Here is a 14,167-nt window from a genome sequence, read left to right on the forward strand (position 1 = left end):
TCCTTGTGGTCTCTGGCAGGGGAGCCTTCCCCCGGCCTTGCCTCGACCCCAGGGGACAAGGGAGGACAACCGGGGATCATCGCCCTCCGGGGGGAACCGGGAGAGGGCATGGGGGCCAGGGGAAGGCATCGGTCGCCGGCGCTTCATCGAGCAGCCGGCATTATCCTGCGTATGGTTATCGGAACAGGGCGATCAGAGCGCCGGGGTCGGCGTCGGCACGTAATCGACGCTGTCGGTCGAGGCGTAGTCGAACGTCACGTCCTTCCAGGTGTCGAGCGCCGCGCGCAGCGGCTGGCACCACTTGGCCGCCTTGACCAGGACGTCAGGTCCCTCGTTCCAAATGTCGATGCCCTCGTTGCGGGCCTTGACCATGCATTCCAGCGCTACCCGGTTGGCGACGGCTCCGGCCTGGATGCCGCCGGGATGGCCAATCGTGCCGCCGCCGAACTGAAGCACCACGTCGTCGCCCAGGTAAGTCAGCAACTGGTGCATCTGACCGGCATGGATGCCGCCCGACGCGACCGGCATCATCTTCTTCAGTCCGGCCCAGGGCTGGTCGAACAGGATGCCGTGTTCGAGCTTCTGCGGGACGTTGACTTCGCGGCAGGTGTCGTAGATGCCCCGGATGACGTTGGGATCGCCTTCCAGCTTGCCGACAACGGTGCCGGCATGGATGTGATCGACGCCGGCCATCCGCATCCACTTGGCGATGACGCGGAACGATACACCGTGCGACTTCTGCCGCGTGTAAGTCGAATGACCAGCGCGGTGCAGGTGCAGAATCATGTCGTTCCTGCGCGCCCACTTCGCCATCGACTGGATGGCGGTGTAGCCGATCACGAGGTCGATCATGATGATGACGCTGCCGAGCTGCTTGGCGAACTCCGCCCGCTCGTACATGTCTTCCATGGTAGCAGCGGTGACGTTCAGGTAGGTGCCCTTGATCTCGCCGGTCTCGGCCATCGCCTTGTTGACGCCCTCCATGCAGTAGAGGTACCGGTCGCGCCAGTGCATGAAGGGCTGGGAATTGATGTTCTCGTCGTCCTTGGTAAAGTCGAGCCCGCCTTTCAGCGCCTCGTAGACGACGCGGCCGTAGTTGCGGCCGGACAGGCCCAGCTTCGGCTTCATGGTGGCGCCCAGCAGCGGGCGGCCGTAGCAGTTCAGCCGTTCACGCTCCGCGATGATGCCGGTCGCCGGGCCCTGGAACGTCTTCAGGTATGCGGTCGGGATGCGCATGTCTTCCAGGCGAAGCGCCTTCAAGGGCTTGAAGCCGAAGACGTTGCCGATGATCGAGGCGGTCAGGTTGGCGATCGAGCCTTCCTCGAACAGGTCGAGGTCGTAGGCGATATAGGCCATGTACTGGTTGTCGGAACCGGGGATGGGATCGACCCGGTAGGCCTTGGCCCGGTAGTTCTCGCAGTCGGTCAGACGGTCGGTCCACACGACGGTCCAGGTCGCGGTCGAGGACTCGCCAGCGACGGCAGCGGCGGCTTCTTCCGGGTCTACGCCGTCCTGCGGCGTAATGCGGAAGGCTGCCAGTATGTCGGTGTCCTTGACCTCGTAGTCCGGAACCCAGTAACCCATCTGCTTGTACTTGAGGACGCCGGACTTGTACCGGACCTTCATGTCCGTGATCTGCTTGTCGCTGTCTACGACGGTCCGTTCGACGATTTCCTGCATTGGTTTTTTTCCTCCCGCAATCGGGCCTGGACTGTGTGCCAGCTTGTTACGATTGACTTGGTCTTGACGGTAATCCCGATTTTCAGTAAAGAAAATTCAATAGTTTTGACGATTTCATCAAGGAATCCCTTGTGAATAAGCGACCCCTGATCGCAGGTGCGAGATGACCCTCCGCCACTCCACGATCCGGCAGCTTCAGGTCTTCGTCGAAGCCGCCGAAACCTTGTCCTTCGCCCGCGTCGCCGAACGCCTCGGCCTGACGCCGGCCGCAGTGTCGTTCCAGATCAAGCAGATCGAAGGTCTGTGCGGCTTCGCCCTGTTCGAGCGGGTTGGCCGCCGCGTCGTCCTGACGGAGGCCGGCGCCGCCCTGGTGGAATACGCCGCCGTCGTCCTGAAGGCGCTGAGCGACGCCGACGAGCGCCTGCGAGAACTGAAGGGCCTGAGCGGCGGTCATGCCAGGATCGGGCTGGTCAGCACCGCCAAATACATCATGCCGCTGATGCTGGCCCGTTTTCAGGCGACTTACCCGCGCATCGCCATCCATCTCCAGGAAGGCAACCGCCGCGACATCATCGCGGCCCTCCTGAAGGGCGATATCGACATCGCCGTCATGGGCAAGCCGCCGGCGGACGCCGACGTTGCCGCCGAACCCTTCGCACCCCATCCCTCCGTCCTGATCGCACCTCCGAACCATCCTTTGGCGGGCGGCGGCTCCATACCGTTGAAAGCCCTGTCCGAAGAACGCTTCATCGTCCGCGAAGACGGCTCCGGCACCCGCGCCCTGATGGAGAAATTCTTTGAAGGCGGCGGCTTCTCACCCCGGATCGTCCTGACCTCCAGCAGTAACGAGACGATCAAGCAAGCCGTGATGGCCGGCATGGGCGTGGCCCTGATCTCCCGTCACACCATCCAGCTCGAACTGCGCATGGGTCTTTTGACCACCCTGCCGGTCGAAGGCCTGCCCCTGATGCGCTCCTGGTTCGTGGCAAACCGCCGCCACATGCCCCTGCTCCCCGTCCACACCCAACTGCGGCGGTTTTTGCTGGCGGAGGGCAAGTCGCTGATCGACGGGATAGAGCGCGACTACGGCGCCGTGGAGCGGCGGTGAGTTTTTAGCGAAGAGGAAGTTGTTTGAGGGAATTCATGCTCAACAACCGGAATGAACACGGATGGACACGGAACTGAATTGCGCCCATGCCTGCCGTGAAGCAGGATCTGTCATCGCTATCCGTGTTTATCCGTGGGAAATCTGTGTCCATCCGTGTTCCTGTCTAGAAAACAAACAGGCAATTGCTACGAAGGCTGAAGGCGATGACTTATGTGATTTGTGAGGCTAGAACGCGAAAAGACCATCTCAATGCCTTACGGGCGATGATCGACGAGGCTGAAGCCAGCGGCATCAGTCCGCGTAGCGTTGACGAGGTTTTCGCGGAGGCACGAACGATCGCGAGAAGCCACGGCTTAATGAGAGTGCGAGAAGATAAAAGTTCACTTTAAAGAGCACCAATGCTCACTCAGCGATAATTCTCTCAAGAAGATTTCCAACAACTTCGAGATTATCCGGAATGAACGGCTCCTGGGACACTAACTCCTCCAAATCTTCTGGCATGCGAATGCCGCTATCGAGGTTGATTGTCTCACCGCTGTAGAGTGGGCCGTTCATGCGCTTGACCGATTTGGCACGCTCTATATGATCGTTTGCTATCAAAGCAAGATTGGGCATGATCTACTTTTTTCTCAGGTGTCAGCATAAAGGTTCACAGATTGCGAATGAAGAAGCATTTTAGCAGATTGTATATTTAAGCGCCGAGTTAGTTGAGTATTTCGATTTGGTCAATTTCTAACAGCATGTTACGACACAAACCGATGATGCGGACCGGGGGTCGAAACCCTCCCGTCCGCCAAAGAAAAGCAAGCCGGAGGGAATGACACCATGCGGAAATCAGCCGCCATCGTGGGCTGGGCTCACACCGCGTTCGGGAAATCCGAGGCTCCCGATGTCGAAAGCCTGATCGCTGAGGTCGCGGGGGCGGCGCTCGATCATGCCGGCGTCGATGCCGCCGATGTCGATGCAATCACCGTCGGCGTCTACAACAACGGGTTCTCGCGCCAGGGGTTCGAAGGGGCGCTGGTCGCGACAGGGCTGCCCGCCCTCGGCTACACGCCGTCCGTCCATGTCGAGAACGCCTGCGCCACGGGCTCGGCCGCCATCCATGCCGCACTTGATTTCGTCGAATGCGGCCGGGGCCGCATCGCCCTTGTCGTCGGGGCGGAGAAGATGACGGCGCTGCCGATCCCTGCCGTCTCCGACATCCTGCTGACCGCATGCTACCGCAACGAGGAGGCGGAGGTCGAAGGCGGCTTCGCCGGCATTTTCGGGCGCATCGCGCAGAACTATTTCCAGCGCTACGGCGACCACAGTGCCGAACTAGCCCGAATCGCCGCCAAGAACCACCGCAACGGCGTCGAGAACCCCTATGCCCAGATGCGGAAGGACCTCGGCTTCGACTTCTGCAACACGCCGTCCAACAAGAACCCGCTGGTCGCAGGTCCCCTCCGCCGCACCGACTGCTCGCTGGTGTCGGATGGCGCCGCAGCACTGGTGATCGCCGATGCCGAAACCGCCGCGACGCTCCAGCGCGCGATCGGTTTCCGTGCCCGCCGGCAGGTCAACGACATCCTGCCGCTGTCGCGCCGCGACCCGACCGCGTTCGAAGGCGCCCGCCGTGCTTGGGCCAAGGCCCGCGAAGATGCCGGCGTCACGCTCGACGATCTCGATCTGGTCGAGACCCATGACTGCTTCACCATCGCCGAGATGATCGAGTACGAGGCCATGGGCCTTGCCGAACCCGGTCAGGGCTGGAAAGTGGCCGCCGAGGGCATTACCGAGAAGAACGGCCGCCTGCCGGTCAATCCTTCCGGCGGCCTGAAGGCCAAAGGGCATCCGATCGGTGCCACCGGCGTTTCGATGCACGTCATGGCCGCCCTCCAGCTCATGAACGAAGCCGGCGGCATGCAGATCCCCAACTCCCAGCTTGCGGGCGTCTTCAACATGGGCGGCGCCGCCGTCGCCAACTACGTCTCCATCCTGGAGCGCGTCAAGTGAACGGGCTGCCTGTCACCCGGCGGGTCATGAACCTGTCGCATTTCCTGACCCGCAACGCCCGCCGTCTTCCCAACCATCCGGGCCTGATCTGGGGCGAGCGGATCTGGACATGGGCGGAGATGGAGGCCCGCGTCACCGCCATGGCGGCGGCGCTGGCCGCCAGGGGCGCCGCCAAGGGCGATCGCATCCTCGTGCATTCGAAGAACTGCAACGAGATGTTCGAGTCCATGTTCGCCGCGTTCCGGCTTGGCGCCGTCTGGGTCCCGACCAATTTCCGCCTGCTGCCGGACGAGGTCGCGACTCTCGCCCAGGATTCCGGCGCCAAGATTTTCCTGTGTCACGCCGATTTCCCGGACCATGCCGCCACCGTTCGGAAAGCAACATCGGACATCGACGTCATCAGCCTTGGCGGCGGGGCGGCCGGTTTCGGCAATGCCGATATCGACACCCTGATCGAAGCCCACAAGGGCGCCCAAGCGTCCGCAGTGGCGGTCGAGCACGACGATCCCTGCTGGTTCTTCTTCACCTCCGGCACGACGGGACGCTCCAAGGCGGCCGTGCTGACGCATGGGCAGATGGCGTTCGTCGTCAACAACCACCTGTGCGACCTCGTCCCGGCGACGACGGAGGAGGACGCCTCCCTGGTGGTGGCTCCCCTGTCGCACGGGGCCGGCATCCACCAGCTCAACGTCGTGGCGCGCGGAGCGCCGACGATCCTGCTGCCGACCGACCGCTTCGACGTGGACGAGGCCTTTCGCCTGATCGAACGCCATCGGGTGACGAACCTGTTCACCGTGCCGACCATCCTGAAGATGCTGGTCGAGCATCCCGCCGTGGACAGATACGACCACTCGTCGCTCCGCTACGTGATCTATGCCGGCGCTCCCATGTACCGCGCCGACCAGAAGGTGGCGCTGGCGAAGCTGGGTCCCGTGCTGGTCCAGTATTTCGGCCTGGGCGAAGTGACCGGCAACATCACCGTCCTGCCGACCCGCAACCACCATATCGAGGACGGTCCCGAAGCAAGGCTCGGCACCTGCGGGTTCGAGCGCACCGGCATGCAGATCTCGATCCAGGACATCGAAGGCCGCGAACTCCCGGCGGGCGAGACGGGCGAGATCTGCGTCATCGGCCCCGCCGTCTTCGCCGGCTATTACCAGAACCCCGAAGCCAACGCCAAGGCGTTTCGCGACGGCTGGTTCCTGACCGGCGATGTCGGCCACATGGATGCCGAAGGCTACCTCTACATCACCGGCCGGACCTCCGACAAATACATCTCCGGCGGCTCCAACATCTACCCGCGCGAGATCGAGGAGAAGATCCTGACACAAGGAGCCATCGCCGAAGTCGCGGTGCTCGGCGTGCCGGATCCAACCTGGGGCGAGGTCGGCGTGGCGGTCTGCGTGCTGCGGCCTGGTGCTAACCTGGACGAGGCCGAACTGATCGCCTGGATGTCGGAGCACATCGCCCGCTACAAGGTGCCCAAGCGGGTGTTCTTCTGGGACGCTCTGCCGAAGTCCGGTTACGGCAAGGTGCCGAAGCGTCTCGTCCGCGACGAGCTGGAAGCCCGTGGCCTGCTGAAGCCCGCCACCGGAGCCTCCGCATGATGATCGACCCGGATCGCAGGGTCCTTCAGCCCGGACCCGCACCGTCGGAGCGCGTGCAGTGGGTCGCCGGCAATGCCCGGCTGCTGGAGTTCACCCTGGAGCCGAGGCTGAACTTCATCGAGGCGATCCGCCGACCGCTTGCCGAAGCCGGCGGAGAAAGCGCCGTCTTGACGCTGAAAGGCGGCGCCTTCGGCCCCTTCACCTATGTCGTGCCGGCCCCGGCGCCGACACCCGAACACGCCGCCTACTACAGCGAGTTCCACCGTCCCGTCGGCATCAGCCGCCTGGAGGACGCCGCAGTGACCTTCGGCCGGCGCGACGGCATCGCCTTCCTGCATTGCCACGGCGTCTGGACCGGCGCCGACGGCATCCGGCGGGGCGGTCACGTCATCCCGGACCAGACCGTCATCGCCGAACCGGTTCGGGCACGCGCCTGGGTGCTGGACGGCATGGCGTTCGAGGCGCAACCAGACCCGGAAACCAACTTTACCCTTTTCGGCCCGGTTTCCGGCGCCGGCGCTTCCTCCGGCCGGTTCTTCGCAGCGCGTTTCCGGCCGAACCAGGACATCTGCGGCGCGCTTGAAGACTTCTGCCGCAGCCGGGGCATCGTTTCCGCCGCTCTGCGCGGTGGGGTCGCCAGCACCATCGGAGCGGTGTTCGAGAACGGCAGCGTTGTGGACAGTTTTGCCACCGAGATGTTCATTCGCTCCGGCTCGATATCGTCCGGCACCGATGGCGCGCTCGAGGCAGCGCTCGACGTTGCGCTCGTCGATCACCGGGGTAATCTGGCCGAAGGGCTCCTGACGCGCGGAGCCAACCCAATCCTCATGACGCTCGAAGTCGTCATCGAGGCACTTGCCGGTTCCGCCTGAACGGGCCTGACGCCTCACGGCATTTTCCGCATTGCACCATCGCCCGCTTGCCGATCCCCTACACGCCAGGGGATTTTTTTGTGCCCATAAGGCTCATCGGTGTCACGGCATTGACACTGTAGAACTGACATTCTCTATCCTAATTTTCAGCTGGTCGATACCAAATGGCCGGAGTCTTTTGCATCGCAAAATAACCGTATTTCGTTGATGCCGTCATAAAGGAAATCATACACGCTTTGAGTGCCGGAGAGTTCTGTGCTCTGAAACAGAGCAAACAGTCTATAAATTCATCAAAGAGAACCGATGATCATTGGAAAGATATTGCGCCGTATTTGAAGGGAATTGGTGATGCGAGAACGATACAATATCGATGAGCTGCGCGGCTTTGCCTGCATCCTGCTCGTCTCGCTCCATGTGATCGGCCACAACCCCGAAGTCGGCATGCGCCTTGAGGAAGGCTCGCTGTTCCGGTACGCGGCCGAGAGCTGGTCATTCGTCCGGATGCCGCTGTTCACCTTCATCTCAGGTCTCGTCTACGCGTTCAGGCCCGCGCGGCACGAGCACCTTCCTGACTTTTTCAACAAAAAGCTTCGCCGGCTCGGCGTCCCCTTGCTGGTCGTGGCGCCGCTCTTCTTCATCCTCCAGGCCATCACTCCAGGGACGACGGCGACGCCGGACTGGTACGAGTTCCTGACCATCCCCGTCCTTCCCTATCAGCATTACTGGTACCTCCAGGCGCTGCTGCTGATCTTCTTCGTGGTCGGTACCCTGGATGCAGTGGGCTGGCTGTTCCGCCCCGTCGTGTTCACCGGCCTGTCGGCCGTGGCGGTGGTGCTCAACCTCACGGTCGCGAACACCCTGGAGCCGGAAGTCGATATCTTCTCGATCAGCCAGGCGGCCTACCTGTTGCCGTATTTCCTGCTGGGAGTCGCCTTCACCCGGTTCCACGATACGCTTTCCGCCGCTCCAATCAGGCTGGCCGTCGTCGTCGTGCTAGTAGCCGCAACGCTGATCCATCAGGCGGCGCTGTGGGACCTGATCACCGTGGATATCGGACGTACCAGCATCCTGGGCCTGCTGTGCGGCACCACGGCGTCGTTGGTGCTGGTCAGGTTCATGCCCAAGGCATCCCTGTTCCGGACCATCGGCAAGCACTCCTACGCCATCTTCCTCCACCACATGTTCTTCCAGGCCGCCTGCCGGATCGTGCTGATGCGGCTTGGCGCCGAGGACTGGCAGATCTTCGTACTGGCGGTGGCGGGAGGCTGCATCGGCCCCATGGTGCTTCAGCGGCTGGCCTCCGTGAACCCCTGGACCCGGACCGCGCTGCTGGGGGCGGCGTGAAGCCATCAAGTCAGCCGGTAGTGCCGTGTCAGTTCACCGGCCAGGTTTGGTCCCGGACTGCACCGCCTTGCGGATAGCGCGCACCTAGCTGTCGATCCAGCTCGCGAAATCAGCTTCATACAGACTGGTCACGCGTCGATCCTCCGGCAAAGAGCGAAGATGGCGGGGAAGAATAGCAGGTTTTCTGGCCTCTTACCGCCGGTAACTCTCCATCACGTCGTCGCCGGCGCGGCGGACGCCGACGCGGATGAAGTCTGCCGTGTCCTCCAGCAGGTCGACGCCGAAGCCGACCACGGCGGGCAGCCCGTCGCCGCCGATCATACGGGGGGCCCGGAACCATTCCAGCCGGTCCACCAGACGCTGCTGCATCAGCGATGCGCTCAGCCGGGCGCCGCCCTCGACCAGCAGGCGGGTGATGCCCCGCGCGGCCAGGGCCTTTAAGGTATCCGAAACGTCCAGCACGCCGCTGGCGTCGGGCGCCAGGGTCACGACCTCGACGCCGCAGTCGGTGAAGGCGCGGGCGCGCATCGGGTCGACGTTCTGGAGCGTGAACACCAGCGTCGGCGTGGTGCTGGCGCCGCGCACCAGCTTGGACGTCAGAGGCAGGCGCAGCCTGCTGTCCACGACGACGCGCAACGGCGAGCGTCCGGCCAGCCCCGGCAGCCGGCACGTCAGTTCGGGATCGTCGGCCAGGGCAGTGTTCAGCCCGACCATGATGGCGTCGTAGCGTGCCCGCAGCCCATGACCCCAGGACCGTGCCGTCGGCCCGGTGATCCACTGGCTTTCGCCGGTGCGGAGCGCTATCCGTCCGTCCAGCGACGTCGCCAGCTTCAGCGTCACCAGCGGACGGCCGTCTCGGATGCGGTGGAAGAAGCCCTCGTTCAACTCGGTCGCCTCGTCGGCGCACAGGCCGACATCGACCTGGATGCCGGCGTCGCGCAGGCGCTTGATGCCAGAGCCCGAGACGCGGGGGTCCGGGTCCTCGCAGGCGACCACGACGCGGCCGATGCGGGCCTCCATCAGGGCTTCCGTGCAGGGCGGGGTCTTGCCCCAATGGTTGCACGGCTCAAGCGAGACATAGGCGGTCGCGCCCTGCGCCGCGGCGCCGGCCCGGCGCAGTGCCTCCGTCTCCCCATGCGGGCGTCCGCCCGGCTGGGTCCAGCCGCGCCCGACCACGGTCCCGTCCTTGACGATGACGCAGCCGACGGCGGGGTTGGGAGCGACGGTCCCGAGTCCGCGACGCGCCAGCGCTATGGCCGACCGCATGAATCCGGTATCGGCCGGGCTGAAAGGAGAGGGCGCTGACGCAGAAGAAGGCATCGGGTCAGAAATCACGTGTCGGAATCGGGAAACGGTCAGGTGATCTCGGGCTTGAGGGAGCCGACGAACTCGTTGAAGTCCGAGGCTTCCCTGAAGTCCTTGTAGACGGACGCATAACGGACATAGGCGACCTGGTCCAGGTTGAACAGGGCGTTCATCACCATCTCGCCGATCTGGCTCGACGGAATCTCGCTCTCGCCCGAGGATTCGAGCTGCCGGACCAGGCTGTTGACCAGCCGGTCGATGCGGTCGGCATCGATCGGCCGCTTGCGCAAGGCGATGCGCATGGAGCGCAGCAGCTTGTCGCGGTCGAAGGGCTCGCGCTGCCCGGCGCTCTTGATCACCGTCAGTTCGCGCAACTGCACCCTCTCGAAGGTGGTGAAGCGCGCGCCGCAGCCGGGACAGAAACGCCGCCGGCGGATCGCCGAGTTGTCCTCGGTCGGCCGGCTGTCCTTCACCTGGGTATCGTCATGTCCGCAGAACGGGCAGCGCATCTGGTTCTATCGCCTCACAGGTTCGGGTAGATCGGGAAGCGCCGGCAAAGCGCCTGGACGCGCTCCTTGACCTGGGCTTCCACGGCGGTGTTGTCGCCCGAGTTGCTGGCGGCCAAGCCGTCCAGCACTTCGGAGATCAGCTCGCCGACCAGCGTGAACTCCGCGACGCCGAAGCCGCGCGTGGTCGCCGCCGGCGATCCCAGCCGGACGCCGGACGTCACCATCGGCTTCTGCGGATCGAACGGCACGCCGTTCTTGTTGCAGGTCATGCCGGCGCGCTCCAGCGACCCTTCGGTCGCCTTGCCTGTCAGGTTCTTCGGCCGAAGGTCGACCAGGACGACATGGCTGTCGGTCCCGCCCGACACGATATCCACGCCGCCCTCGATCAAGCGCGCCGCCAGCGCGCGGGCGTTGTCGACGACCGCCTGGGCATAGGTCTTGAACTCCGGACGCAGCGCCTCGCCGAAGGCCACGGCTTTAGCGGCGATCACATGCATCAGCGGACCGCCCTGAAGACCGGGGAAGACGGCCGAATTGATCTTCTTGCCGAGATCCGCATCGTTCGACAAGATCATGCCGCCGCGCGGACCGCGCAGCGTCTTGTGGGTCGTGGTCGTCACGACATGGGCGTGCGGCAGAGGCGACGGGTAGACGCCGCCGGCGACCAGTCCGGCGAAGTGCGCCATGTCGACCATGAAGTACGCGCCGACCTCGTCCGCGATCTTGCGGAAGCGGGCGAAGTCGATGGTGCGCGGATAGGCCGAGCCGCCGGCGATGATCAGCTTGGGCTTATGCTCGCGGGCGAGAGCCTCGACCTGATCGAAGTCGATCAGCGCGTTGTCGCGGCGGACGCCGTACTGGATGGCGTTGAACCACTTGCCGGACTGGTTGGCGGCGGCGCCGTGGGTCAGGTGGCCGCCGGCGTCCAGCGACATGCCGAGGATCGTGTCGCCCGGCTGGAGCAGCGCCATGAAGACGGCCTGGTTCGCCTGCGCGCCCGAGTGGGGCTGCACGTTGACGAAGGCGCAGTCGAACAGCGCCTTGGCGCGGTCGATCGCCAGCTGTTCGGCGACATCGACGAACTCGCAGCCGCCATAGTACCGGCGGCCAGGATAGCCTTCGGCGTATTTGTTGGTCAGCACCGAGCCCTGGGCTTCCAGCACCGCCGCCGAGACGATGTTCTCGGAGGCGATCAGTTCGATCTGGTCCTGCTGGCGCGCCAGTTCCTCACCGATCGCGCGGGCCAGGTCGGGGTCGCTCTCGGCCAGGGACGCGCCGAAGAAACGGCCGTAAAGGGTGTCGGAACCGGTGGATTGGGGGAGTGACGACATGGAAAGGGTTCCTTGAACTTGGTGTAACCGCCCCGGGCCCCGACTGCCGGGACCGCTCCGTCGGCGTCCCGCGATCGATGCCCGAAGCCCTGAACGGTGCGGTGCCGGCGAAATCCGATACCGGCGGCCTGGAAAATCGGCTGTCTTTAAGACTGATTGGCTCTTCAGCCCATCTTGTCAACGCGGCGGCTGTGGCGCCCGCCTTCGAACGGTGTGGCCAGGAAGGCGGCGAGGCAGTCCTGTGCGGTCTCGATCCCCGTCACACGGGCGCCAAGCACCAGGACATTGGCGTCGTTGTGCTGGCGGGAGAGCCGCGCGCCCGTAGTGTCGTGGCACAATGCCGCACGGATGCCCGGATGCCGGTTGGCGGCGATGCTGATGCCGATGCCGGTGCCGCAGATCAGGACGCCGCGTTCGGCCCGGCCTTCCCGGATGGCGCCCGCGAGGGCTGCCGCGTAGTCCGGATAGTCGACCGATTCCGGGCCGTTGGTGCCGAGGTCGATTACCTCGTATCCTTGGCCGGCCAACGTGTCCTTTAAGGAAGCCTTGAAGTCGAAGCCGGCATGATCCGACGCGATAACGATTTTCTGTCCAGACATGACTCTTCCACACCTTGTTGCGGCGGCCCAGCCATTGAACCCGACGCCACCGCCCGAACCCGAACCCCTGGATCCTGCCCGCAGCTATGCCCGCCCGGATCCTCGACGGAGACGCTCCGAAGCACGCCTTTAGGGTATCCGCCGCCGTCAGCCTACCAGATATCGGCGCGCCATGAAAGAATCGCTAAAATCACCTACGCCGGGCAGCTTTGCATGCGACGCACGCCCGAGTTGAGCCATGCGTCTTCCGCTGGGCGGCCATGCATCCGTCGCTCAGGCTTTTCTTAAGCAAAAACTCTGTTGTCGTTGGACCGGCCGCATTTGTGTGCAAGTGGCGGTGCGATAACCGAGGCGGAATGCCTTCACGCTACGACTAAAATACCTTTAATCCTCAGCGCTGGATCATGAGGCGCACGAACTAGCGGTTCCCAATCTTGCCGTGCGGATGAAAACCGTGTCCGATTCAAAATAACCTTTGAACCTCTTGCCGAAATTTTATTGACACTTAAATCCCCATGTGCGACTTCAGTGCATCGAACACAATGAATAACCAGGATACTGGGCATGAGTGACCAGCTAGAACACGATGGGCCTGATGGGGCCATTCTACGGATGACTGCGGAGATAGTATCCGCTTACGTCAGCAAGAATGTGCTTCCGGCGACCCAAATCCCCGAAGTCATCAATACCGTTTTCACCTCGCTGACTGGTTTGAACGGCCAGCCGCGCGAGGTTCAGGCCGAGCCGCAGAAGCCGGCCGTGCCGATCCGCAAGTCCGTGACTCCGGAATACATCGTTTGCCTGGAAGACGGTAAGAAGCTGAAGATGCTGAAGCGGCATCTCCGCTCGACTTACGGCATGACTCCCGACGAATACCGTACGAAGTGGAACCTGCCGCCGGATTACCCGATGGTTGCTCCTAACTACGCGGCTCAGCGTTCCGAGTTCGCGAAGAAGATCGGCCTCGGCCGCTCCTCCGGTCGTCAGACGCGGCGCCGCGCTTCCTGAGTCTTCGAGCACTCCGGCGGTTGCCTGATGGCATCGCCGCCGCGCGAACGAAGGCGCGGACCGGTTTACCGGCAAGTCGCATTTTATTTGCCTGACGGGCAGATGGGGCAGGTTTCCGAACCTGCTCGTCTGCCCGGAATTACGAATCCGGTTATCTGAATACTTCCGAACACGGCGGATGCGGCGGCAAACTCGACGTGCCGGTCCGTCCGCCGTTCAGCGCTGGGGCGACGTTCCCGCCTTTTTGGCCAGTACATAGTTCAGCTTCGCCAGGACGGTCCGTTTCAGCATTTCCTGACTATGGTTGAGCGGACCGACCACGCTGACTTCGGTCAATGTCGCCGCATCCATGGCAGTCGCCTTCATGTACGTACCGACTCGCTGAAATTCCAGCAGGACCTCGCGGTCCGGCGGTTTGGTCATGTGATCTCCTGTTCTTTTATAGTTTCGGACTGGGTGACCCGGTCATGCCGTGCCATGGCGGTGGCACGCATGTTGTCCTATGGTGAATAGTGCCGAGAGCCTTTCAATTCGGTAAATTGCTCATCGAGGTCGCCCTTCGCCGGCGGTCCCGGGAATGACGCCAAGGCCGCCGCTCGTCGGCGGCCATAAGAATGAAAAGTCGGAGAACACAGTAATGACCGCAAGCCCGATCGAGACTGCTGGGGAGATGGCCGGGGAAACCGGCAGCAAAGGGGCCGCCGCCCGCTTCCAGTGGGAAGATCCGCTGCTGCTTGAAGACCAGCTTACCGAGGACGAGCGCATGGTGCGCGACAGCGCCCGCGCCTATGCCCAGGACAAGCTGA

The 14,167-nt window shown here is 63.5% G+C and carries 13 protein-coding genes; 6 read left to right on the forward strand and 7 right to left on the reverse strand.

The window, feature by feature from the left end; genetic code table 11:
- Positions 1–192 precede the first annotated feature (192 nt).
- Positions 193–1,680 carry a ribulose-bisphosphate carboxylase large subunit gene (locus tag N826_RS29765; RefSeq protein ID WP_044434920.1) on the reverse strand — a complete coding sequence of 496 codons (1,488 nt, stop codon included), beginning with the start codon at positions 1,678–1,680 and terminating at the stop codon, positions 193–195.
- A 163-nt stretch (positions 1,681–1,843) separates the two neighbouring features.
- Between N826_RS29765 and N826_RS29770 the strand changes: the two genes are divergently transcribed.
- A complete protein-coding gene (locus N826_RS29770) occupies positions 1,844–2,788 on the forward strand; it encodes a LysR family transcriptional regulator (RefSeq protein WP_044434921.1) in 945 nt (314 codons plus the stop codon).
- 402 nt (positions 2,789–3,190) lie between these two features.
- Here N826_RS29770 and N826_RS29775 read toward each other — a convergent pair whose 3' ends face one another.
- Positions 3,191–3,403: a hypothetical protein gene (locus N826_RS29775; protein WP_044434923.1), complete on the reverse strand. Its 213-nt coding sequence runs from the start codon at positions 3,401–3,403 to the stop codon at positions 3,191–3,193.
- A 210-nt stretch (positions 3,404–3,613) separates the two neighbouring features.
- Between N826_RS29775 and N826_RS29780 the strand changes: the two genes are divergently transcribed.
- The 4 genes from N826_RS29780 (at position 3,614) to N826_RS29795 (ending at position 8,609) form a co-directional block, all read left to right on the forward strand.
- Positions 3,614–4,786, forward strand: a complete 1,173-nt coding sequence (locus N826_RS29780) for an acetyl-CoA acetyltransferase (RefSeq protein WP_044434925.1) — start codon at positions 3,614–3,616, stop codon at positions 4,784–4,786.
- Complete coding sequence (locus N826_RS29785; protein ID WP_084721282.1) at positions 4,783–6,393, forward strand: acyl-CoA synthetase; 1,611 nt, start codon at positions 4,783–4,785, stop codon at positions 6,391–6,393. The genes N826_RS29780 and N826_RS29785 overlap by 4 nt, the downstream gene beginning before the upstream one ends.
- Positions 6,390–7,265 carry a PCC domain-containing protein gene (locus tag N826_RS29790; RefSeq protein ID WP_211099417.1) on the forward strand — a complete coding sequence of 292 codons (876 nt, stop codon included), beginning with the start codon at positions 6,390–6,392 and terminating at the stop codon, positions 7,263–7,265. The genes N826_RS29785 and N826_RS29790 overlap by 4 nt, the downstream gene beginning before the upstream one ends.
- 348 nt (positions 7,266–7,613) lie before the next feature.
- Positions 7,614–8,609, forward strand: a complete 996-nt coding sequence (locus tag N826_RS29795) for an acyltransferase family protein (protein ID WP_044434926.1) — start codon at positions 7,614–7,616, stop codon at positions 8,607–8,609.
- 192 nt (positions 8,610–8,801) lie between these two features.
- On the opposite strand, the gene ribD is transcribed toward N826_RS29795, so the two are convergent.
- From ribD to rpiB, 4 genes are all read right to left on the reverse strand, one after another.
- Positions 8,802–9,875, reverse strand: coding sequence for a bifunctional diaminohydroxyphosphoribosylaminopyrimidine deaminase/5-amino-6-(5-phosphoribosylamino)uracil reductase RibD (ribD, locus tag N826_RS29800; RefSeq protein ID WP_044434928.1), 1,074 nt, complete (start codon positions 9,873–9,875; stop codon positions 8,802–8,804).
- An 89-nt stretch (positions 9,876–9,964) separates the two neighbouring features.
- Positions 9,965–10,423, reverse strand: a complete 459-nt coding sequence (nrdR, locus tag N826_RS29805; protein ID WP_044434929.1) for a transcriptional regulator NrdR — start codon at positions 10,421–10,423, stop codon at positions 9,965–9,967.
- 14 nt (positions 10,424–10,437) lie between these two features.
- Positions 10,438–11,754, reverse strand: coding sequence for a serine hydroxymethyltransferase (gene glyA, locus N826_RS29810; protein ID WP_044434931.1), 1,317 nt, complete (start codon positions 11,752–11,754; stop codon positions 10,438–10,440).
- 164 nt (positions 11,755–11,918) lie between these two features.
- Positions 11,919–12,353: a ribose 5-phosphate isomerase B gene (gene rpiB, locus N826_RS29815; protein WP_044434933.1), complete on the reverse strand. Its 435-nt coding sequence runs from the start codon at positions 12,351–12,353 to the stop codon at positions 11,919–11,921.
- Between the two features lie 564 nt (positions 12,354–12,917).
- Here rpiB and N826_RS29820 point away from each other — a divergent pair.
- On the forward strand, positions 12,918–13,361 hold the full coding sequence (locus N826_RS29820) for a Ros/MucR family transcriptional regulator (RefSeq protein WP_044434935.1): 444 nt from the start codon (positions 12,918–12,920) through the stop codon (positions 13,359–13,361).
- A gap of 216 nt (positions 13,362–13,577) precedes the next feature.
- Here the strand turns inward: N826_RS29820 and N826_RS29825 are convergent, their stop codons facing one another.
- Positions 13,578–13,784 (reverse strand): DUF6898 family protein, encoded by a 207-nt coding sequence (locus N826_RS29825; RefSeq protein ID WP_044434936.1) that lies wholly within the window; start codon positions 13,782–13,784, stop codon positions 13,578–13,580.
- Positions 13,785–14,167: the final 383 nt, after the last annotated feature.

This window comes from Skermanella aerolata KACC 11604 (genome assembly GCF_000936425.1).
In the GTDB taxonomy this organism is placed as follows: Bacteria; Pseudomonadota; Alphaproteobacteria; order Azospirillales; family Azospirillaceae; genus Skermanella; species Skermanella aerolata.